This is a genomic window from Ruegeria sp. CDSA034 (genome assembly GCF_059612275.1).
Genome location: NZ_JBXWQH010000004.1, coordinates 158485 through 176628, shown reverse-complemented (window position 1 = coordinate 176628; position 18144 = coordinate 158485). Strand labels below are relative to the sequence as shown.

Annotated in this window: 27 protein-coding genes; 12 read left to right on the top strand and 15 right to left on the bottom strand. The window is 57.5% G+C overall.

The window, feature by feature from the left end:
- The first annotated feature begins 27 nt into the window (after window positions 1-27).
- Together AC2FLJ_RS10125 and AC2FLJ_RS10120 are read left to right on the top strand one after the other, a co-directional pair.
- Window positions 28-321 carry a hypothetical protein gene (locus tag AC2FLJ_RS10125; RefSeq protein WP_496705593.1) on the top strand — a complete coding sequence of 98 codons (294 nt, stop codon included), beginning with the start codon at window positions 28-30 and terminating at the stop codon, window positions 319-321.
- Window positions 318-695: a hypothetical protein gene (locus tag AC2FLJ_RS10120; RefSeq protein ID WP_109313618.1), complete on the top strand. Its 378-nt coding sequence runs from the start codon at window positions 318-320 to the stop codon at window positions 693-695. The genes AC2FLJ_RS10125 and AC2FLJ_RS10120 overlap by 4 nt, the downstream gene beginning before the upstream one ends.
- Window positions 696-721: 26 nt before the next feature.
- Here the strand turns inward: AC2FLJ_RS10120 and AC2FLJ_RS10115 are convergent, their stop codons facing one another.
- Window positions 722-1162: a DUF4399 domain-containing protein gene (locus AC2FLJ_RS10115; RefSeq protein WP_496705591.1), complete on the bottom strand. Its 441-nt coding sequence runs from the start codon at window positions 1160-1162 to the stop codon at window positions 722-724.
- Between the two features lie 228 nt (window positions 1163-1390).
- Between AC2FLJ_RS10115 and AC2FLJ_RS10110 the strand changes: the two genes are divergently transcribed.
- Window positions 1391-2296 (top strand): LysR family transcriptional regulator, encoded by a 906-nt coding sequence (locus tag AC2FLJ_RS10110; protein WP_058275233.1) that lies wholly within the window; start codon window positions 1391-1393, stop codon window positions 2294-2296.
- 84 nt (window positions 2297-2380) lie between these two features.
- Here the strand turns inward: AC2FLJ_RS10110 and AC2FLJ_RS10105 are convergent, their stop codons facing one another.
- The 5 genes from AC2FLJ_RS10105 to AC2FLJ_RS10085 all read right to left on the bottom strand — a co-directional run bounded on the left by AC2FLJ_RS10105 (window position 2381) and on the right by AC2FLJ_RS10085 (window position 5930).
- Window positions 2381-3283, bottom strand: coding sequence for an OmpA family protein (locus AC2FLJ_RS10105; protein ID WP_496705589.1), 903 nt, complete (start codon window positions 3281-3283; stop codon window positions 2381-2383).
- Window positions 3280-3852, bottom strand: coding sequence for a peroxidase-related enzyme (locus AC2FLJ_RS10100; RefSeq protein ID WP_472722684.1), 573 nt, complete (start codon window positions 3850-3852; stop codon window positions 3280-3282). Before AC2FLJ_RS10100 ends, AC2FLJ_RS10105 begins: the two co-directional genes overlap by 4 nt.
- Window positions 3853-3857: 5 nt before the next feature.
- Complete coding sequence (locus tag AC2FLJ_RS10095; protein WP_496705587.1) at window positions 3858-4577, bottom strand: GNAT family N-acetyltransferase; 720 nt, start codon at window positions 4575-4577, stop codon at window positions 3858-3860.
- Entirely contained in the window at window positions 4574-5296 is a 723-nt protein-coding gene (locus AC2FLJ_RS10090; RefSeq protein ID WP_496705585.1) for a competence/damage-inducible protein A, read from the bottom strand. Before AC2FLJ_RS10090 ends, AC2FLJ_RS10095 begins: the two co-directional genes overlap by 4 nt.
- A gap of 70 nt (window positions 5297-5366) precedes the next feature.
- Window positions 5367-5930: a TetR/AcrR family transcriptional regulator gene (locus tag AC2FLJ_RS10085; RefSeq protein WP_496705583.1), complete on the bottom strand. Its 564-nt coding sequence runs from the start codon at window positions 5928-5930 to the stop codon at window positions 5367-5369.
- Between the two features lie 99 nt (window positions 5931-6029).
- Here AC2FLJ_RS10085 and AC2FLJ_RS10080 point away from each other — a divergent pair, with 99 nt between their 5' ends.
- Together AC2FLJ_RS10080 and sfsA are read left to right on the top strand one after the other, a co-directional pair.
- A complete protein-coding gene (locus AC2FLJ_RS10080; RefSeq protein WP_496697253.1) occupies window positions 6030-6785 on the top strand; it encodes an SDR family NAD(P)-dependent oxidoreductase in 756 nt (251 codons plus the stop codon).
- A 39-nt stretch (window positions 6786-6824) separates the two neighbouring features.
- Window positions 6825-7541, top strand: a complete 717-nt coding sequence (gene sfsA / locus AC2FLJ_RS10075) for a DNA/RNA nuclease SfsA (RefSeq protein WP_496705582.1) — start codon at window positions 6825-6827, stop codon at window positions 7539-7541.
- A 26-nt stretch (window positions 7542-7567) separates the two neighbouring features.
- Here sfsA and AC2FLJ_RS10070 read toward each other — a convergent pair whose 3' ends face one another.
- Window positions 7568-8383, bottom strand: a complete 816-nt coding sequence (locus AC2FLJ_RS10070) for a class I SAM-dependent methyltransferase (protein ID WP_496705580.1) — start codon at window positions 8381-8383, stop codon at window positions 7568-7570.
- 200 nt (window positions 8384-8583) lie between these two features.
- On the opposite strand from AC2FLJ_RS10070, the gene map reads away from it, so the two are divergent.
- Window positions 8584-9396 carry a type I methionyl aminopeptidase gene (gene map, locus AC2FLJ_RS10065; protein ID WP_058274999.1) on the top strand — a complete coding sequence of 271 codons (813 nt, stop codon included), beginning with the start codon at window positions 8584-8586 and terminating at the stop codon, window positions 9394-9396.
- Here map and AC2FLJ_RS10060 read toward each other — a convergent pair.
- From AC2FLJ_RS10060 to AC2FLJ_RS10045, 4 genes are read right to left on the bottom strand one after another with little or no spacing between them, the layout of a single operon-like run.
- The gene (locus AC2FLJ_RS10060) at window positions 9384-9551 is read right to left on the bottom strand and encodes a hypothetical protein (RefSeq protein ID WP_496705578.1); all 168 of its coding nucleotides are present in this window, start codon (window positions 9549-9551) and stop codon (window positions 9384-9386) included. The genes map and AC2FLJ_RS10060 overlap by 13 nt on opposite strands.
- Before the next feature lie 35 nt (window positions 9552-9586).
- Window positions 9587-10222, bottom strand: coding sequence for an HAD family hydrolase (locus tag AC2FLJ_RS10055; protein ID WP_496705577.1), 636 nt, complete (start codon window positions 10220-10222; stop codon window positions 9587-9589).
- A 1-nt stretch (window position 10223) separates the two neighbouring features.
- On the bottom strand, window positions 10224-10781 hold the full coding sequence (gene rsmD, locus AC2FLJ_RS10050; RefSeq protein WP_058275002.1) for a 16S rRNA (guanine(966)-N(2))-methyltransferase RsmD: 558 nt from the start codon (window positions 10779-10781) through the stop codon (window positions 10224-10226).
- A complete protein-coding gene (locus AC2FLJ_RS10045; RefSeq protein WP_496697261.1) occupies window positions 10778-11989 on the bottom strand; it encodes an NAD(P)/FAD-dependent oxidoreductase in 1212 nt (403 codons plus the stop codon). The genes rsmD and AC2FLJ_RS10045 overlap by 4 nt, the downstream gene beginning before the upstream one ends.
- 99 nt (window positions 11990-12088) lie before the next feature.
- Between AC2FLJ_RS10045 and AC2FLJ_RS10040 the strand changes: the two genes are divergently transcribed.
- The 4 genes from AC2FLJ_RS10040 (at window position 12089) to AC2FLJ_RS10025 (ending at window position 13626) form a co-directional block, all read left to right on the top strand.
- Window positions 12089-12574: a peroxiredoxin gene (locus tag AC2FLJ_RS10040; protein ID WP_058279067.1), complete on the top strand. Its 486-nt coding sequence runs from the start codon at window positions 12089-12091 to the stop codon at window positions 12572-12574.
- 103 nt (window positions 12575-12677) lie between these two features.
- Window positions 12678-12923, top strand: a complete 246-nt coding sequence (locus AC2FLJ_RS10035) for a glycine zipper 2TM domain-containing protein (protein ID WP_496705574.1) — start codon at window positions 12678-12680, stop codon at window positions 12921-12923.
- Between the two features lie 10 nt (window positions 12924-12933).
- A complete protein-coding gene (locus AC2FLJ_RS10030) occupies window positions 12934-13284 on the top strand; it encodes an EF-hand domain-containing protein (protein WP_496705572.1) in 351 nt (116 codons plus the stop codon).
- Between the two features lie 33 nt (window positions 13285-13317).
- Window positions 13318-13626, top strand: a complete 309-nt coding sequence (locus tag AC2FLJ_RS10025) for a hypothetical protein (protein WP_496705570.1) — start codon at window positions 13318-13320, stop codon at window positions 13624-13626.
- Here AC2FLJ_RS10025 and AC2FLJ_RS10020 read toward each other — a convergent pair.
- Genes AC2FLJ_RS10020 through AC2FLJ_RS10005 form a run of 4 tightly spaced genes read right to left on the bottom strand, consistent with a single transcriptional unit; the run spans window position 13623 to window position 16365 of the window.
- Window positions 13623-13916, bottom strand: a complete 294-nt coding sequence (locus AC2FLJ_RS10020; RefSeq protein ID WP_058275007.1) for a 4a-hydroxytetrahydrobiopterin dehydratase — start codon at window positions 13914-13916, stop codon at window positions 13623-13625. The genes AC2FLJ_RS10025 and AC2FLJ_RS10020 overlap by 4 nt on opposite strands.
- Window positions 13913-15100 (bottom strand): GNAT family N-acetyltransferase, encoded by a 1188-nt coding sequence (locus tag AC2FLJ_RS10015; protein ID WP_496705568.1) that lies wholly within the window; start codon window positions 15098-15100, stop codon window positions 13913-13915. The genes AC2FLJ_RS10020 and AC2FLJ_RS10015 overlap by 4 nt, the downstream gene beginning before the upstream one ends.
- 45 nt (window positions 15101-15145) lie before the next feature.
- On the bottom strand, window positions 15146-15913 hold the full coding sequence (locus tag AC2FLJ_RS10010) for a glycerophosphodiester phosphodiesterase family protein (protein WP_496697268.1): 768 nt from the start codon (window positions 15911-15913) through the stop codon (window positions 15146-15148).
- Entirely contained in the window at window positions 15910-16365 is a 456-nt protein-coding gene (locus tag AC2FLJ_RS10005) for a RidA family protein (RefSeq protein ID WP_058275010.1), read from the bottom strand. The genes AC2FLJ_RS10010 and AC2FLJ_RS10005 overlap by 4 nt, the downstream gene beginning before the upstream one ends.
- A 291-nt stretch (window positions 16366-16656) precedes the next feature.
- Here AC2FLJ_RS10005 and AC2FLJ_RS10000 point away from each other — a divergent pair, with 291 nt between their 5' ends.
- The gene (locus tag AC2FLJ_RS10000; RefSeq protein ID WP_082649379.1) at window positions 16657-17484 is read left to right on the top strand and encodes an MlaA family lipoprotein; all 828 of its coding nucleotides are present in this window, start codon (window positions 16657-16659) and stop codon (window positions 17482-17484) included.
- Window positions 17474-18073: an MlaC/ttg2D family ABC transporter substrate-binding protein gene (locus AC2FLJ_RS09995; RefSeq protein ID WP_496697271.1), complete on the top strand. Its 600-nt coding sequence runs from the start codon at window positions 17474-17476 to the stop codon at window positions 18071-18073. Before AC2FLJ_RS10000 ends, AC2FLJ_RS09995 begins: the two co-directional genes overlap by 11 nt.
- Window positions 18074-18144 lie beyond the last annotated feature (71 nt).

Sequence of the window (18144 nt, the reverse complement as noted above, 5' to 3'; positions counted from 1 at the left end):
GCCGCTTCGAAAGAGGCGGCTTTTTTCGTGCTGCTTGACTCTATTGGTACTTATGTACATATGTACTTCATGAGTCAAAAAATTGAACGCACCCAAACGGGAATTCGTATCGAAAAACGCCTGCTGAAAGTCCTCAAGGGGCTGGCAGAGTCGCTGGACATGACCCTTGGCGATCTGATCGAGGGGATTGCTCTGCATAGCTTTGAGAACAAACCAGCGTTTTCCGAGGAAACGCTGGAGAAGATCAAACAGCTCAAAAGTGTCTACGACCTCGACTGGACAGCCGAGGACAGCCACCGTTTCAAGGAGGACGGAGAATGAGCACCGACATCACCAGCGCGTTTGAGGCACACGCCATCGATAACACAACGTTCGGACATGCCGAACATGTACAGGTCGCATATGACCTGCTGCGAAAGTACGATTTCATCGATGCTGCAGCGATCTACGCCAAAGGGATCCGAACACTTGCGGCCAAAGCCGGCGCCCCGGATAAGTTCAACCTGACGATCACTTACGCATTCATGAGCCTGATCGCAGAGCGTCTTGCCAGTTCACAATCCAGTACTTTCGAGGCATTCATTGCGGAAAACCCCGATTTGATGGCCAAGACCGCCCTCAGCCAATGGTATCCACAAGAACGGCTGAATTCGGCGCTGGCGCGCCGCATTTTCCTATTGCCCGACGTGGCATAGTTGCCTGAGCCGTAAAGGCACGTCGGTTACTCGACCGTAATCGTAATTACCTGGGACACAATAGGCGGGGAGTGTGGCACATGCCCGGCGTCGCCCAGCACCAATTGCAGCGTGTGCGCTCCTGGGGCCAATTCCGTTGTCACCTCGGTCTGTCCCCCGCCGAAATGCAGATGGTTGTCGTCCGCAGGCAAACCATAAGCCAGCTCATCCACACCGTCCTCGCCTTCACCAATGGGCGGGCGGTCGATCAGCAAATGGTGGTGACCGGTGTTTTCAGCTTCGGTTCCAGCGGGGGCCACGCCCATCCCGCTTAACCCAAAGACCACGGTCACCGGCGATGAAACCGTGTCGCCGTCCGACAGGTTTACAAAATTAACCCGTGCGTCCGGGTTCGACGGCGTCTCGCCACCAGCCCATGTGAAGGTCGCGGACAGACATATGGCTGCGATGGTATAAATGGCTTTCATGATCTCCTCCGTGGTCACAAATTTGCCATTGTCATCCTAGCATATCCGGCCGAAATCACCCAAAACCCTTGACTTACAGGCTTTGTGGCCATCTGGGAAACCATCGTTTCCGCGTTTCCCAATCGCAAACGATCCGAATTGAAACCCTGATATTATCCCATGTCCGCCCTGTTTCCGCCTAGATTGGACGTCAGGTTGGAAAAAAGAACTAAGACCTGGGGAATGAGAATGGACCGACTGACCGAAATGGAAGCCTTTGCCAATGTGGTGGACCAGGGTGGCTTTACCGATGCGGCCAAGAAAATGGGCATCTCCAAATCGGCCGTGTCAAAGCATGTTTCCAGCCTCGAGGCCCGTCTGGGCGCACGGCTGCTGAACCGCACGACCCGGCGCGTGTCGCCGACGGAAATTGGCCTGGCATATTACGATCGCGCGCGGCGCGTTCTAAATGATGCGGGCGAAGCTGATGCGCTTGTGACTTCGATGCAATCCGCCCCCTCGGGTCTGCTTCGGATCAGCGTTGCGACGGATTTCGGCGTCAATCACCTGTCTCCGGTTCTGTCGGATTTTCTGGCGGCCTATCCTGATATCACAGTGAACATGGTTCTGAACAACCGGTACGTCGAGTTGATTTCAGAAGGGTTCGATGTGGCCGTCCGGATTGGTGAGTTAGAAGACAGCACCCTGCGCGCACGCAAACTGACCGAAACCGTCAAGCGGATGGTCGCGGCACCCAGCTATGTCGAGAAATTCGGCCGGCCGCAGAAAATTGACGATCTGAACGAACACAAGCTACTGCATTACTCCAGCCAGTCCTCTGGCAATGTGTGGAGGCTGACCGCGCCGTCGGGTGAAAAAAGACAGGTTCGCACCGCAGGGTGGCTGAGCGTGAACGATGGGCAATCCCTGTTGAACGCCGCCATCTCTGGTTTGGGGATCGCATATCTGCCCAGCTATCTGTACGCAGAAGCGCTGAAATCCGGTGCTGTTGTAGACGCCATGCCATCGCTGCCGGACGAAGTTCAGGGCGTATACGCCGTTTACCCGCCCGGACGCTTTACACAGCCCAAGGTGCGGGCATTCATAGATTTTCTCGTCGATGCCTTTCACGAAAAAGGCCCGATGGATTGGTGAATTAACCTCGGTAAACTGTACGGCCCGCGCCAATTGCGTGGGCCCTTTTTTTTGCAAATCATGATTTGATGGGCACCCCAGGCGTCAGTTGATCAGCAAGACCGCCTCGACCCGACGATTCAAGTCGCGGCCTTCCGGCGAGGCATTCGAGGTGAGCGGGGCCAGATAGCCGATCCCACGCGCTTCGACCCGGTCTGCCGCGATCCCATGCGCCTCGATCAACCGGGCACGCACGGCCTGGGCACGGCCGGTACTGACCGAGATATTGGCATCCAGCGCGCCCGTGTCATCCGTGTGACCCACAAGTGCCAGCCGGATGTTTGGGTTTTTGTTCAGAAACTCCGCAACCAATTTCAGCGACGCAAAAGGCCCTTCGCCCAACGTCATCTCTCCGGTGCGGAAATGAAGATCTTCCAATATTGCATGGCCGTTTTGCTCCAATTCGGCCAACAGGTCGCTGGACGACGTAACCGGCTCGTCGATCACAAGCGGCGGCGGAGCCTCTGCACCCACCGGTGTGACGCGGATCATCTGCACATACCCGTCAGGCGGATTGCGGCTGACCAACAGGCTGACCACGTTGCCACCCCTAATGGCGGACAAAAAGCGATAGTCCTGAATGGCCACATACATATCCGGTGTGGGCACGACTTCGGTGCCAAATCGAAAATCGAACCCGCCACACGTTTTGGCCTGACACTCAAGCAGGATCTCGTACCCCTGCGCGGCGATCTGATCCCTTAGCGGGGCCAGTAATTGCAGCGTGGTGCTGGAGCCCGATTGCAGCCGCCAGGTAAACCGCTCGACCTTTCCTTCAACCTCTCTTGCGGGCACTGCACCGTCAGCAAAAGGACCGATTGGCAGCTCATAGCTGTCCAATTCACTCGTCCGGTCGCTGACCAGCCGTGCGCCAGAGGGCAACGTCAGGTTCTGTGCAAGACCCTGACTGGCCATCATCATCAGAAAAAGGGCTGCGGTTCGTATCATCGGGCCTGCGTATGGTATTCGTCGTTCGGGGCCATCGCTGTTGCGCTAGCCACCCGGTTCGACATGTTGAAAAAGCCGGTCACATTGGCAATGTCCCAAATGTCCCGATCGCTGAAACCAACATCGCGCAGACGTTGGCGATCAGGTTCTTCGATCTCGGTACTGGCGGTCGTCATCTTGGCAGCAAAATCCAGCATGGCGCGTTGACGATCGACCAGAGGGGCCACGCGGTAGTTCATAACCAGCATCTCGCCCAATTGCGGATTGCCCGACAATTGCCGAACAGCTGCACCATGGGCCACCAGACAGTAAAAGCATTTGTTGATCGCGGACACGACCACCGCAATCATTTCGCGTTCCAGTTTTGACAACCCGCTGTCACCCAACATCAGGTCGTTATAATTCGCCGTAAACGCGTTCAGCTTCTCGATGTCGAACGCATAAGCCTTTAAAACATTGGGCACAAAGCCCAGTTTTTCGACACAGATATCAAAGTACTTCTGCGTCTCAGGCGGCAGCGGATTCACCATCGGCAGGTCCAGCGCGGTGGGCAAGGTTTGGTCGGTCACGGTGGTCACTCTCCTTGGACAAGCTGACGGTAATGGTATTCTCCGGTGATCTCCATCCCGAGCGCATGGTAAAGACCATTTGCCCCGTCATTGGCCTTGGTGCAGATCACGCTCAGCGTTTTTGCGCCGTTCTTCTGCGCCCAGATTGCAGCCGCGCGCATAGCCCATTTTCCCAAGCCCTGACGGCGATAGGCCGGTAAGATTTCTAGCGCATGAACCATGGCGACGTCGTCGTGAATGGCGACAAAACCGGTCCCCGCCGGGTGATCGGAATGACGTAGGAATATCCCCGTTTTCGGCCCCTCGGCGCGGTCCATGATAGCCAGCCGCTCTGGCCTGATCCCGCCCTGCGCCCAGATCTCGTTCATGATCGCCAGCGGACTCCAGATGGTAAAGGCGGTGACCCGGGGGATCGGAGTATCTGTCAGGTGCTCGACCGGGCATTTGTAGATGTTGACGGGATCAAGAATGTCATAGCCCCGATCCGCAAGCTGCTGATCCAGCCGTTCGTCGCCCGGTCGCAAGCAGAATATGGGCCGCTGACCCATCGCGCGCATCGCCCCTTCAGCGGCTTCAATATCCGCGTCGGTCGCCGATGCCAGAGCGCTACCTGCGGAAACGCGTGAGCCACCACCCAACCCTTGCCGCAGGCGAAAAGGGCCAATTGTCTCGAACCGAGCCGCCGGCCATGTGCCGTCGACAACGTCGGCCCAGTTCGGGCTCAAAGCTCCAGCTCTTTCGCCAACCGGGTCGTGGCCGCATCGACCTGTGACCCATTCGTGCCCCGAACCACCACGTTAGAGCCGAATACACCATTTACCTGAAACGGATAGCTGCCGATGGCGAGATCAGGGTAATCCTCAGCCAAAGCCGACAGGGTTGAGGCGATATCACCTTCACCCCGGTTGATCCTAAGCGTCTGTGACAACAGGGGATCGCCGCCGGTCAGCCTTGGCAGAACACTGGCGACCATAGCCTGAAAAATTGTGGGGATTCCCGCCATGACGTGCACATTGCCAAGGGTGAATCCCGGCGCGGTTGAGACCGGGTTGTCTATCAATGTCGCACCTTCCGGAATACGTGCCATCCGCAGGCGCGCGGCGTTCAGTTCCAGCCCCGAATTCTCATAGTGTCGCTCCAGCAGCGCGCGGGCGTCGGCGCGCACGTCGATCGAAGCACCAAAGGCCCGGGCAATGCAGTCGGCCGTGATATCGTCGTGGGTCGGGCCTATTCCGCCACTGGTAAACACATGATCAAAGCGGTCCGACAGGGCGCGCACGGCCTGTTCGATGGCTGTGGCGTCATCGCTGACCATACGAACCTCTTTAAGATCAATGCCCTGTTTGGTCAGTTCCTGCGCAAGGTAATGCATGTTCGCATCCCGGGTGCGACCCGACAGGATTTCATCCCCGATCACAAGCATTGCTGCGGTTGGGTTCGGCATGACCTGTCCTTTCCTGATATGGCACAGGCCGCAAGATATCGTTCCTGCTGAACCTCGCAAGGCCCGTTTGTCATTCTCGCAACGCTTGGGCGGGCAAATCGGCAGTGACGCGTTGGAACAGGTCCATATCGTTCATCGACCGCGCCAGGATCATCGCCCCTTCCAGGCGGGCAATCGTTTCCCCTGCTCGGGCTTCAGGATTTGCGGCGCCAGCAGCCCGGAATACCGTTTCAAGCCATACGAGGTTGCGCTCGAAAAACTCGCGCGTCCGTCTGGCGACCGGGTCCGGCAACCTTGCGAATTCAGCACCGAACATACCGCACAGGCACATCAGATCCTGTTCAATCAGCGCTTGCCGATACGCTGCCACATATTGTTCAAGAGATTCCATAGGCGTGGCTTCGTCCAACCGCCCCAACGCCCCCAGGAACCGATCAGTGTACCGGGTCACCAGCGCCTCGCCCAAAGCTTCCTTGGTGGGAAAATGGTAGTGAATGCTGGCCGATTTGATGCCGATTTCAGACGCGATGTCGCGAAAACTGAAGGCATAATACCCGCCTTGCCGCGCCATACGCTCGGCCACATCTAAAATACGGCTGGCAGTTTCTGACAGGGGTTTTTCCGTTTTGGGCATCTGCTCATCAATCTATAATTTACCTACCACTAGATAGGGGGTTGAATTTCAATTTCCAAGCTCAATATATCTATCTATCAGTAGATAGGGAATCTAATCATGACACAGACAACAACACTTATCGTCGGCGGATCCAGCGGAATGGGTCTGGCCACAGCGCGCCAAATCATAGCAAGCGGCGGGCACGTGACCCTTGTCGGGTCATCCGCTGGCAAGCTGGACACGGCGAAAGCGGAACTTGGCGGCGCCGCGGACATATACCGCGCGAACCTGCGCGACGCGGCAGACGTCGAAAGGCTGATCAACCAGATCAAATCGGACACGCGTCACATTCAGGGATTGGTGAATGCAGCCGGGACATTCGCGCCAAAACCGTTCATGGAACACACCGCCGAGGATTACGATAGCTATCTGGACCTGAACCGCGCGACCTTTTTCATCACGCAGGCCGTGGCCGAAAACATGAAAGCCAACGGAGGCGGAAATATCGTCAACATAGGCTCTATGTGGGCAAAACAGGCAGTTCGCGCCACACCGTCCTCGGCCTATTCGATGGCCAAGGCCGGACTTCATTCCCTGACGCAGCATCTGGCAATGGAGCTGGCGGAACATAAGATCCGAGTGAACGCCGTTTCTCCGGCGGTGGTGGTGACCCCAATCTATGGTGCCTTCATCGCACCGGACCAGATAGAGGCGACCTTGACTGGTGCTTTCGACGCTTTCCACCCGATCGGCCGCGTCGGTCGGCCCGAGGATGTGGCGCATACGATCACCCATCTTCTGTCCGATGATGCGGGTTGGGTCACCGGGGCAGTCTGGGATGTGGATGGTGGCGTAATGGCGGGCCTCGTCTGACACTTCCCATACGGACGGGCGCGCGTTAAGCCGGGTGGCATGAAGTTTGCCACCCCATTGATCCCCGCCCGCCTGATCCGCCGCTACAAACGCTTTCTGGCCGATTGCCAGTTGGAGGACGGGTGTGAAGTAACCGCCCATTGCGCCAATCCGGGGTCAATGATGGGTCTGGCGGAACCCGGCGAGAAGATCTGGTTGGAACCCAACGATGACCCGAAGAAAAAACTGAAATACGGCTGGCGTCTGGTCGATCATGAGAACGGGCATTTTACCGGTGTTGACACCTCGGTGCCCAACAAAGCCATGCGCGCGTCCCTTGAGGCCGGTGAAATACCTGAGCTTGCGGCCTATGAAACCGTCCGTCCCGAGGTGAAGTACGGCGAAAACAGCCGTATTGATTTTCTGCTGACGCAACCTGGCCTGCCCGACGCCTATGTCGAGGTCAAAAGTGTGACCCTGTCCCGTGAGCCCGGCTTGGCAGAATTCCCCGACAGCGTTACCGCGCGTGGCACCAAACATCTGGGTGAGTTGTCGGACATGGTGGCGCAGGGACATCGCGCGATCATGCTGTATCTGGTGCAGCGCACGGATTGCGATCGGTTTGGTTTGGCGGCGGATATAGACGCGGCCTATGCGGCGGCATTTGAGACGGCACAGGTGAAGGGTGTCGAGCGATTGGTGTATGGTACGCAAATTTCGCCCGACGGTGTTTGGGTGGATACCACACGGTTCGGGGACTTTAACCTGCCCGGGTAATATCACTTGCCCCCGTCAGGTCCGGTTCACCCCTTGTTTCGGCATTCGAACTGGGTTGCTGAAAGGGGCATCACCATATCACTGGCCTCAAATCTGGACCGCAGCGCCGACAGCATTTCGGCCACAACCGCATCCGGATCGACACCTCCGCGCGCTCTGATTTCGTCAATCAACGGATTTCCATACACCAGGGCTGTCGCAAATTTCTCAAGGTCGGCGATTGGTTTGTTCAACCTGATGGTTTCGTGCGTAACGGTCCCCCAACCTGCGGCCGCAAGGTCCGCGTGTACGACGTCGGGGTCGCCATAGTGGAACGGGACCTTGTAGAATCCCGGTGGGTTTTCGGGAAAGAACGTCATCGCCGCTTTGTGAGCTGTCTCGGAAAACGGGTTTTCGGACATATCGCTCCAGACGTTGAAAACGTACCGGCCACCTGGCTTCAGAACACGGGCAGCTTCGCGATATGACGCAGTTTTGTCTGGAAAGAACATCACGCCAAACTGGCAAACGATCAGGTCAAAACTGTTGTCTTCGAAGGGCAGTTCCATTGCGTTCGCTTGGACAAACTCGACATTCTCACTGCCGGAGAACTTTGCTTTTGCAATCTCCAACATGGGCGGATTAAGGTCCGAAACCGTCAGCGAAACAGACGGGTTTAACGCGTTGCGCAGCTTACGGCTGACAATTCCCGTTCCTGCGGCAAGCTCCAGAACGCGACCCGTTTCAAGGCCGTCACACAGCCCGGTTAACCTGTCGGCATAGTCTACGAAAATGTTCGGTCCCAGACCCTGATCGTAATGGTGTGGAATTTCACCGATAAAACTGGCAGAATTGCTGGACATTTTGACCCTCCAAAACGATCTCACTGGGAAAGAACAACATTCTATCTGAAATTATGATTTTGAGCGAATTTGATAGACTTTGCAGCCTTGATCCGGGGGCGTTCCGCGCCATCTAACACTCGCAAACGCGCACCCTCTGGAACTTTCTGCACAAGCAGCGTAAAAGGCAGGCTGCGCGCAACATTTGGAGCTTAGCGTCGATGAAAGAACATCGTGGCCGTCTGACCAAGGACGGCATCCGCATTTACGAACAGGGTGACTTTGCCGGCATGCATGCGGCAGGGGCCTTGGCCGCGCGGATACTCGACGATATTGCAGAACATGTCTTTCCGGGCCAGACCACTGGCGCGATTGATGGCATGATCACGCAGATGGTCGAGGATGCAGGCGCGACATCGGCAACAATTGGCTACAAGGGCTATCAGCATGCCAGCTGTATCAGCGTGAATCACGTGGTCTGCCACGGCATTCCCGGCGACAAGAAGCTGAAGGATGGCGACATTCTGAACATCGACGTTACGGTCATCGTAGACGGCTGGTTCGGCGATACTTCGCGCATGTATGTTGCGGGCAAACTGCCCCGCAAGGCTGAGCGTCTGGTCCAAGTGACACATGATGCCCTGTTCAAAGGCATCGAGGCGGTCAAGCCGGGCAACACCTTCGGTGATATCGGCCACGCCATTCAGGCATATGTCGAGGCGCATCGGATGAGCGTCGTGCGCGATTTCTGTGGTCACGGCCTGGGCCGGGTATTCCACGCGCCGCCAAACGTGCTGCACTATGGCCGTCCGGGCACTGGCGCGGTTCTGGAAGAGGGCATGTTCTTTACCATCGAACCGATGGTGAACCTTGGCCGTCCTGAGACGAAAACACTGGCCGATGACTGGACTGCGGTGACCCGCGACAAGTCGCTGTCTGCGCAGTTCGAACACTCGGTGGGTGTGACGGCTGATGGTGTCGATATCTTTACCCTGTCACCGGGCAATAAATTCCATCCGACCTATTCGTCCTGATCGGCGGCCTGCTCGCGCAGCAGTTTCAGCAGCAATGTCTCCGTGCCCCACGGCGTAATCGCGTCGTGGATGAACACAGGCGCGCGCAAAGGCTTGGGCGCGGGTCCGGTGTGGGTTTCAGCGGCGTCGGAAGGGGTCCAGAGCGGTGGAGTCAAAGCGCGGTCCATAAGCCGAGCTTACCACGGTCAAGTCAAATTCCCAAAAGGGCTGGAACCTCGGCCATGTCGGTGAAAACCTCTGCTCCGAGGTCCGCCAGAAATGCACCTTTTCCATCAGGCACATAGCCCAGGCAGCGCATATTGGCACGGATTGCTGCGGTAACGCCGCTGGCACTGTCTTCAATTACAACTGGCGCGGTGGCCTCAAATTGACGGGCTGCTGTAAGGAACATGGTGGGGTCAGGCTTACCGACTCCCAAAGTGTAGGCTGAAAACATCACATCCTTGAAGCGATCCCAAAGACCATTCTGCCCCAGCGTGACTCGCATTTTGTCAGGCCCGCCATTGGACGCCACGCAGAAAGGAATTCCGCGCGCATCCAAGAGCGTCAGCAATTCCGCTACACCCGGAACAAAAGGAACACCCTGACGCAGTCGGGCGTCGGTTTCGGCATCGAATTCCATAATCCAGTTCTCGGGCAGGTCGGCCCCCAAATCGCGCGCGATATCCTGCACTTCCGGCATGGTCCTGCCGGTGAAAACCCTGTGGCACTCCTCCGCCGTCAAGGACAGTCCATGTCGGGCAAAGTTCGCAACCATCACCTGATTGGACAGGGGCTCACTGTCGACCAAAACACCATCGCAATCGAAAATGACCAGGTCGTGCATATCAGACCTCTGTCCGCCACATCAGCGAAATATGCGTGTCGCCATACTTTCGCGCATTGTGCAGGTCAAACCCTTCGGGCGCTTCCATGGGGGCGTTTTCTTCCCAGACGATCAAGGCGTCTTTTGCCAGCCACCCCCCTTGAGTGACCGTCGCAAGCGCCTTTTGTCCCAGGCTTTTGCCGTAAGGCGGATCAAGAAAAATCAGATCACAAGGCGTGCCCGTATTGTCACCCAACCGTGTCGCGTCGCGACGGATTAGATCGGTACGATCCTTGCTGTGGGTCAGATCAATGTTCTTACGGATCAGTCCCTGAGCCACACGCCCGTCATCCACGAACGTCACATGCGCCGCGCCGCGCGACAGCGCCTCAAGCCCCAGTGCTCCGGTGCCGGCGAAAAGGTCCAGAACACGCAGCCCATCAAAGTCGATCTGATGGCTCAGCACATTGAACAGGCTTTCACGCACACGGTCAGTGGTGGGACGCAGATGCGCCCCGGCATCTCCTTTGCCGACCGAGGCCAAGGCGCGACCTCGGAACTCTCCGGCGATGATCCTCACGCTTTGAGCAGCGGTTTCAGGTCTGCGTCTGGGTCGGCCACGACGGCCGGGTCGGCCGTTTTGCCCGCGTCTATCAGGCGTTTGCCGACCATGTAAGCGCGCGGGTCGTTCATGGCGTCGACCGCGATCAGCTGGTCGCCTTTGTAGTACCAGAAGGACACCGTCTGCCCGTCACCCTTACGGGTCACCACGCTGTCATAGCCGGTGTTCAGACCTGCGATCTGTAGTTTGACGTCATACTGGTCCGACCAGAACCACGGCGTCGCCACATAGTCTTTGGCGGCACCCAGCATGTTCTGAGCAACGATCTCGGCCTGATCGATGGCATTCGGTACACTTTCCAGCCGGATACGGCCGCCGCCATGCGGGAAGGACGCACAATCGCCTGCGGCCCAGATCGACGGATCAGACGTGCGACCATGAGCGTCCGTTTTGATGCCGTTGTCCAGCTCCAGCCCAGCCATCTCGGCCAGTTGGGTCGACGGTGCAATGCCCACACCAACCACGACGAAATCAACCTCAAGCTTGGTGCCATCACTCAGAATGGCCCCGGTGACCTTGCCGTCTTCGCCGACCAGACGATCCAGCCCGACGCCTTCACGAATGTCGGCACCGTATTCGGAATGCAGATCACGGAAGTAGTCGCTGGTTTCCGGTGCTGCGACGCGTTGCAAAATCCGTTCCGCCATCTCGACCAGAGTAACCTTGACCCCGCGCTTGGCACAGACGGCGGCCGCTTCAAGCCCGATATAGCCACCACCAACGATCAGGGCGCGGGCGCCCTCTTTAACGCGGGGCTCCATCTCGTCGATATGGGTCAGGTCGCGCACGACATGGACGCCTTCGAGATCACCGCCAATGGCAGCAGGCAGGTAACGCGGGTCGGAACCAGTGGTCAGGGCCAGTTCGTCATAAGAAATCACCTCATCGCCCAGGGTCACGGTCTTGGCCTTGGGGTCGATCGCAGTCACGCGCTGACCCAGACGCAGGGGGATGTTGTTTTCGGCGTAGAAACTTTCGGGGCGTAGGAACAGGCGTTCAAGCTCCATCTCTCCCAGCAGATAAGCTTTGGACAGTGGGGGACGCTGATAGGGCAGATGCTGCTCGGCACCGATCAGCGTGATATCGCCTTCAAACCCGTCCTTGCGCAGTCTTGCAACAAGAGATGATCCCGCCTGCCCGGCTCCGATCACAACAATATGGCTCATGTTCGTCCTGCCCTGTCAAATTCCCGTGGTTTCATTCTCTGGCTCACCTATATTGCGGCTGAGGCCGACTCTGCAAATCCAATCGACAGGAGGAACAAGATGATTTCAACCGGTGATACGCTTCCCGACGCAACGTTGACTCAAATGGGGGCAGAAGGGCCCGAAGAGGTTCGGATTTCAGACAAGACCAAAGGCCGCAAGGTTGTGATCTTTGCAGTGCCCGGCGCATTCACGCCGACCTGCCACTCGGCCCATGTGCCCAGCTTTATGCGCACCAAGGAACAGTTCGACGCCAAGGGCGTGGACGAAATCATCTGCGTCTCGGTCAACGACCCCTTTGTAATGAGCGCATGGGGCGAAGCCACTGGCGCGACAGGCGCAGGCCTGACCATGCTGGCCGACGCCGCATCCGAATTCACCAAGGCCATTGGCATGGATTTCGACGCCCCGCCCGTCGGCCTGCTTGCGCGCTCAAAGCGCTATGCGATGTTGGTCGAAGATGGCAAAGTCGTTGCATTGAATCTTGAAGAAAACCCAGGTGCCTGCGAGATTTCCGCGGGCGAAGGTCTGCTTGAGGCTATCTAAGTCACTCGGGCCCCGGTACAGCCGGGGCCACGTTAACCCTATTTCACTTGATGCAACTTCCTGATGTGTCGATACTTGCCCCATTCATTCAGGGAGTTTTTTGATGAAGCTCAAAGTCATCACAGTCATTCTGGGTGCTGCAGGCGCGCTGGCAGCGTGTGGCCCGGCCCCGACACCTCAACAGCAGCAAGCACGACAGCATGAGATCGCCTGCCTCGGCGGCACACTAGGCGGCGCACTGATCGGCGGGGCGATTGGCAATCAATTCGGCGGTGGGTCCGGCAAAGACATCCTGACCGCGGCCGGGGCCGTCGCGGGCGGTGTCTCGGGCCAGCGTTACACGTGCTGAGGAGAGAATGATGATGAAAACAGTTATTTTAACGACGACGATCATTCTGGTAGCCAGTGCAACCTTGGCGGAAACAGTGGCTGAACTGCACGAAAAGGAACTGAACGCCATTGATTCCAACAACGATGGCTTCCTGTCCAAGGACGAGTTCAACGCTTTTTCGGATTATGCTTTTCAGGCCATGGACGAAGACAAGAACGGAACGCTGGGTCTGGAAGAAGCTAAGCCGTTTCTGGACATAAAGCGGTTTCAAAACGTTGACCGCAACAACGACAGCTTTATTTCACGATCAGAGTATGACCAGCAGATGGGCGATGATTTCCTGGCCGCCGATCAGGACGGAAACGGCCAGTTGGATTGATCGCACGACCGGGCTGAACGATAGGAGCGTGGGATGAAAAAGTGGATAGCCATCGGCATTCTGGGGTTTCTTGCCGCCTGTGATGCGCCGCAGGCCCCCGTGGTGACCGGACCGAACGGACAGCCCCAGATCCAGATCAGTACTTCGGGCCTGACGTGCTATGATACGCGATGTTTGGACATCAATCCGGCGGCGCGCAGCGTTCGTTCGGTTGGGAATCGGACAACCGGTATTCCACGAGACATAGACGTCAGCAACGGCACGGTCACACCCGCCGATTTCCGTCGTCTGGGTGAAATAGCTTCTCTGGCCGGCGGCATGGGATCCAGAGGAGACCGTTAAACGAGGCTGTCCATTTTACGCGCCAACTTGGCATCCAGCGCTGACAAACCGCCCACATCATGGGTGGACAGGACGACCTCGACCGTGCGGTACACGTTTGACCATTCGGGATGGTGGTTCCATTTCTCGGCAAAGATCGCCACCTGGGTCATCCAGCCAAAGGCATGAACAAAATCTTCGAATATGAAGGTCTTGGTGATCGCGTCCCGGTCCGTGACCATGGTCCAGCCGTTGTCGAACAGCGGGTCAAGAAGAGGGCCGCGAGTTTCGGTCGACAATAGTTCCGTCATTGCTGTTCCTCCGGATTCGATTTTCTGAACGGACCGTAATCCGTCAGAATCTCGATCTCTTCTCCCACTGCGTGGGCCTCGGCGTCCAGATATTTCTTGATCGCATCGGCAAAGCCCGGGTCATTGACCCAATGCAAGCTATGCGTGCGCGTGGGCAAGTAACCGCGCGCCAGCTTATGTTCACCCTGTGCGCCTGCTTCTACCCGTGCCAGATCTTCCGCAATGGCAAAATCGATCGCCCTATAATAGCACAGTTCGAAATGCAGGCAGGCGTGATGCTCAGTGCAACCCCAATACCGGCCAAAAAGCGTTTCGCGGCCGATGAAATTCAAAGCCCCTGCGATAGCGTATCCGTCCCGTTCAGCCAGCACCAAGGCCATGTCGCCTGCCATGGTTTCATGCGCAATATCAAAGAATTGGCGGGTCAGATAGGGAACGCCCCATTTACGGGACCCGGTGTCCTGATAAAACTGCCAGAAGGCATCCCAGTGTTCGGGGCGCAGGTCATCCCCTGTCAGAGTGCGGATTTCGCCGCCAAAATCGATGGCCTGCGCGCGTTCTTTGCGGATATTCTTGCGCTTGCGCGATGACAACGCCGCAAGAAATCCGTCGAAATCTTGATATTCGTCATTCAGCCAGTGAAATTGCTGTGACTGGCGCAGCATAAGGCCCATCTGCTCACCCGCCAGCGCCTCGGCTTCGGTGCAGAAGGTTGCGTGGACCGAAGACACCTGATTATCCGCAGCCAATTGCACCGCCCCCTGCACCAGCGCAGACATGCCAACCGAGTCATAGCCGGGGCGCACCAGAAAACGCCGACCTGTTGCAGGGGTGAACGGTACGGCGATCTGCAGCTTGGGATAATAACGACCCCCGGCACCTTCATAGGCATGCGCCCAGTTGTGGTCGAAGATGTATTCGCCCTGACTGTGGGATTTGGCATACATCGGCGCCGCCGCGATCAGCATCCCGTCCAGATAGGCCGTCAGGTATTGCGGTTGCCAGCCAGTTCCGCGCCCGACCGAGCCGCTGTGCTCAAGTGCCAGCAGATACCGGTGGGTGGTGAACGGATCAAGCGGACGGCCGCCATCGGCAACCTCGGGGCAGGCGCAGCTGTCCCATTCCGCCGCAGATATCTGCGACAGCGAGCCCAGCACCCGAACCTCGATCTGTGCCTGATCCATTTGCCCTCCGCCTCCGATCTTTATCTGTGACGTTGCAGGGCTGGTTCAACCCGGTTGTGCAGCCAGATACCCTTCGAACGTCACATTGTTCGCAACTTCGCGGGCCTCTGCCTCTTGTTCAGGCGACCGCACAGTCCAGCACAGGATCGGTACACCGCGTGCCTTCAGTTCGGCCACGCGGGGGCGGTCAAGGTCTTCGACCTCATGGCTGATGAAACTGGCCCCGACACGGTCGAAATCCGGAATGTCGCGCAGGTGATCACAAACACTCTGAGATAAAAGCTCGACCTTGGGCTGGTACGATCCTGTCACGATGCCACGCGGCAGATGCGGTGCCAGCCGCGCCAGTTCAGCGACCGAGTTGGGATTGAACGACATCAATGCCACCGGCCCATCGTAACCTGACAATGCACGTACGGCGTCTTGTTCCAGCGGGCCCACTGATGTGCCCATCGCGCCGTCCTGATCCTTGAATTCGATCAGCAGCGGTACTTTGCCTGACACGATGTGCAGCACCTCATCCAGCGTCGGGATGCCATCGTCCGCGTGCAACAGCGTGGTGCCTGATGCCTGAACCGACGTGATCAGCTGGATCGGGCCGGGCTGTCCGGTCAGGCGGGTCATGTCATAGTCATGAAACACCATGGCCCGGTTGTCCGAGGTCCGTTGCAGATCAATCTCGATCCCATACCCGGCGTCCACGGCGGCGCGAATGGCCGCCCGGCTGTTTTCCGGGCGGTTGTCCTGTTTGTCGTGCAGCGCGCGATGCGCCAACGGGACTTGAAGGAATACGTCAGGCAGCGCGGGCGTCATTGAACTTCGAAGATACCTTCGATCTCAACCGCGACGCCCAAGGGCAGTGCCGCCGCACTGACGGCCGAACGCGAATGGCGACCTGCATCACCCAGCGCTTCGACCAGAAAGTCTGACGCACCGTTGATGACTTGCGGCTGCGCGGTAAAATCTGCCGTCGAGTTCACAAACCCGGTCAGCTTGATGACGCGCACCAACTTTTCGATATCGCCACCGCAGGCCGCTTTGACCTGGGCCAGAAGGTTGATCGCACATACCTTGGCCGCAGCAGCGCCTGCTTCGACTTCCATGTTGTCGCCCAGCTTGCCAGTGATCAGATCATCCGCCTTCGAGATCTGCCCCGAGACATAGACGATATTGCCCACGCGCACGAAGGGCACGTAGTTGGCCGCCGGCGCAGGCGCGTCCGGTAGGTTGACACCCAAGCTTTCCAGTTTCGCCGCGATGCTCATGAGGTCTCCTCCCAAATTTGAGTCGGGGCGAAGCTAACCGGGAAGGCAAGGATCGAAAAGTGCGAAAACGGCGATGTGACCTGTACCGGTTGTGGGCGTAACTTTTCTTATTCTGAACTGTTGAACCCGTGTCACTTTACGTTGACCTATTCGGCGGGTTAAACGCTATCTGTTTCATATTGGTGGCGAAACGCCTATGTGACTTTGGGTAGGCCGGGCACAACGGCCAAAAAGAGTATTGATTAAGTGTTCGGGCACGGACTGTCCGAACGTTTTGGAGTGGCAAAGACCGTGTTGAGCAGAATCAGCCTAAAACCCCTGATCGTTGTGTCCGTATTGGCAGTTCTCAGCGCCTGCACCACACGCCCTCCGGAGGGTGTTCAGCAGGGTGAAGCATTTGATCCGTATGAACGCAACAACCGGGGCATCCACAAGTTCAACCTTGGCGTCGACCGGTTTTTGTTTCGTCCGGCCTCGAAAGGGTACGTAAAGATCGTGCCCGACCCGATGGTGACCAGTTTCAACCATTTTGCCGAAAACCTGACGATGCCGGGCCAAGCCGTGGATTACCTGCTGCAAGGCAACCTTAAGCAGTCGGGCAACGCACTGCTGCAGTTTGTGATCAACACGACCGTTGGTGGTCTGGGGTTGTCAGCCCCTGCCGACGAACTGAACCTTCCGCCTGTGGATACCGATTTCGGTGAAACGCTGCACGTCTGGGGTTTTGGCGAGGGCGCTTATGTCGAGCTGCCGCTCTATGGCCCGTCAACGCAGCGGGACTCGATTGGCGTTATCGTCAACCTGTTCTCGAACCCGATCAACTTCTCTCCGGTCCGTCCGGTCGACAATATCGGTGTCTATGCCGAGGTCGTGCGCCGGATGGGCGATCGGGGGCGTTTTTCGGACACGGTCGACTCGATCCTGTATGAAAGCGCCGACAGTTATGCGCAGGCGCGGACCATTTACCTACAAAATCGCCGCTTCGAACTGGCGAGAGACGACGAAGAAACCTATCTGGGTCTTTACGACGACCCTTATGCAGACAATGGGACCGACCCTGTCAGAGATCCCTATCTAGACCCATACGAGGACCCCTATGAGGACCCCTATGCCGAGTAACCAAATGAACCGACGCGGTTTTGTCGCCACTGGCCTTGCCGGTCTGGCACTGACCGCCCTGCCTTTTTCCGCCTTTGCCCAGACTGAAGCCAGCGCCAAGGCTCTGGTCGTCAGTGTCGTGGATGACATCAACCGCATCATCGCCTCGGGCAAATCCGAAAAGGCGATGATCCGCGATTTCGAAAAGGTCTTTGTGCAATATGCCGATGTGCCGATCATGGCACGTTATGTGCTGGGGGCGGACGCCCGTTCGGCCAGCCCGTCGCAGTTGAAGCAGTTCACCAAAGCGTTTCAGGGCTATATCTCGAACAAATATGGCCGGCGTTTCCGCGAATTCATTGGTGGGCAAGTCACCGTCAGGAAGGCCCGGAAAATCAAGGCCGGTTACGAGGTACGCACCTCGGTTAAGCTGCAGGGCTCGTCCCCGTTCGAGGTGACATTCCTGGTTTCGGACAAATCAGGCCGCGACAAGTTCTTCAACATGTTCATCGAAGGGGTGAATATGCTGCTGACCGAACGAACCGAGGTTGGCGCGATGCTGGACGCCCGCGGTGGGGACTTAAACCGTCTGATCAAGGACTTGAGTTAGAACAAGGTCAGCTGACCCAGTTCAAACGCAAAGAAACGCCGCGCGAACTCAATCGCGCGGCGTTTTTTCTT

Coding starts and splice junctions, on each gene's coding strand:
- AC2FLJ_RS10120 (WP_109313618.1), top strand. CDS start 318: ATGAGCACCGACATCACCAGCGCGTTTGAGGCACACGCCATCGATAAC.
- AC2FLJ_RS10115 (WP_496705591.1), bottom strand. CDS start 1,162: ATGAAAGCCATTTATACCATCGCAGCCATATGTCTGTCCGCGACCTTC.
- AC2FLJ_RS10110 (WP_058275233.1), top strand. CDS start 1,391: ATGGACCGACTGACCGAAATGGAAGCCTTTGCCAATGTGGTGGACCAG.
- AC2FLJ_RS10105 (WP_496705589.1), bottom strand. CDS start 3,283: ATGATACGAACCGCAGCCCTTTTTCTGATGATGATGGCCAGTCAGGGT.
- AC2FLJ_RS10090 (WP_496705585.1), bottom strand. CDS start 5,296: ATGCCGAACCCAACCGCAGCAATGCTTGTGATCGGGGATGAAATCCTG.
- AC2FLJ_RS10085 (WP_496705583.1), bottom strand. CDS start 5,930: ATGCCCAAAACGGAAAAACCCCTGTCAGAAACTGCCAGCCGTATTTTA.
- AC2FLJ_RS10080 (WP_496697253.1), top strand. CDS start 6,030: ATGACACAGACAACAACACTTATCGTCGGCGGATCCAGCGGAATGGGT.
- sfsA (WP_496705582.1), top strand. CDS start 6,825: ATGAAGTTTGCCACCCCATTGATCCCCGCCCGCCTGATCCGCCGCTAC.
- AC2FLJ_RS10070 (WP_496705580.1), bottom strand. CDS start 8,383: ATGTCCAGCAATTCTGCCAGTTTTATCGGTGAAATTCCACACCATTAC.
- map (WP_058274999.1), top strand. CDS start 8,584: ATGAAAGAACATCGTGGCCGTCTGACCAAGGACGGCATCCGCATTTAC.
- AC2FLJ_RS10055 (WP_496705577.1), bottom strand. CDS start 10,222: ATGCACGACCTGGTCATTTTCGATTGCGATGGTGTTTTGGTCGACAGT.
- AC2FLJ_RS10045 (WP_496697261.1), bottom strand. CDS start 11,989: ATGAGCCATATTGTTGTGATCGGAGCCGGGCAGGCGGGATCATCTCTT.
- AC2FLJ_RS10040 (WP_058279067.1), top strand. CDS start 12,089: ATGATTTCAACCGGTGATACGCTTCCCGACGCAACGTTGACTCAAATG.
- AC2FLJ_RS10035 (WP_496705574.1), top strand. CDS start 12,678: ATGAAGCTCAAAGTCATCACAGTCATTCTGGGTGCTGCAGGCGCGCTG.
- AC2FLJ_RS10030 (WP_496705572.1), top strand. CDS start 12,934: ATGATGAAAACAGTTATTTTAACGACGACGATCATTCTGGTAGCCAGT.
- AC2FLJ_RS10025 (WP_496705570.1), top strand. CDS start 13,318: ATGAAAAAGTGGATAGCCATCGGCATTCTGGGGTTTCTTGCCGCCTGT.
- AC2FLJ_RS10020 (WP_058275007.1), bottom strand. CDS start 13,916: ATGACGGAACTATTGTCGACCGAAACTCGCGGCCCTCTTCTTGACCCG.
- AC2FLJ_RS10015 (WP_496705568.1), bottom strand. CDS start 15,100: ATGGATCAGGCACAGATCGAGGTTCGGGTGCTGGGCTCGCTGTCGCAG.
- AC2FLJ_RS10010 (WP_496697268.1), bottom strand. CDS start 15,913: ATGACGCCCGCGCTGCCTGACGTATTCCTTCAAGTCCCGTTGGCGCAT.
- AC2FLJ_RS10005 (WP_058275010.1), bottom strand. CDS start 16,365: ATGAGCATCGCGGCGAAACTGGAAAGCTTGGGTGTCAACCTACCGGAC.
- AC2FLJ_RS09995 (WP_496697271.1), top strand. CDS start 17,474: ATGCCGAGTAACCAAATGAACCGACGCGGTTTTGTCGCCACTGGCCTT.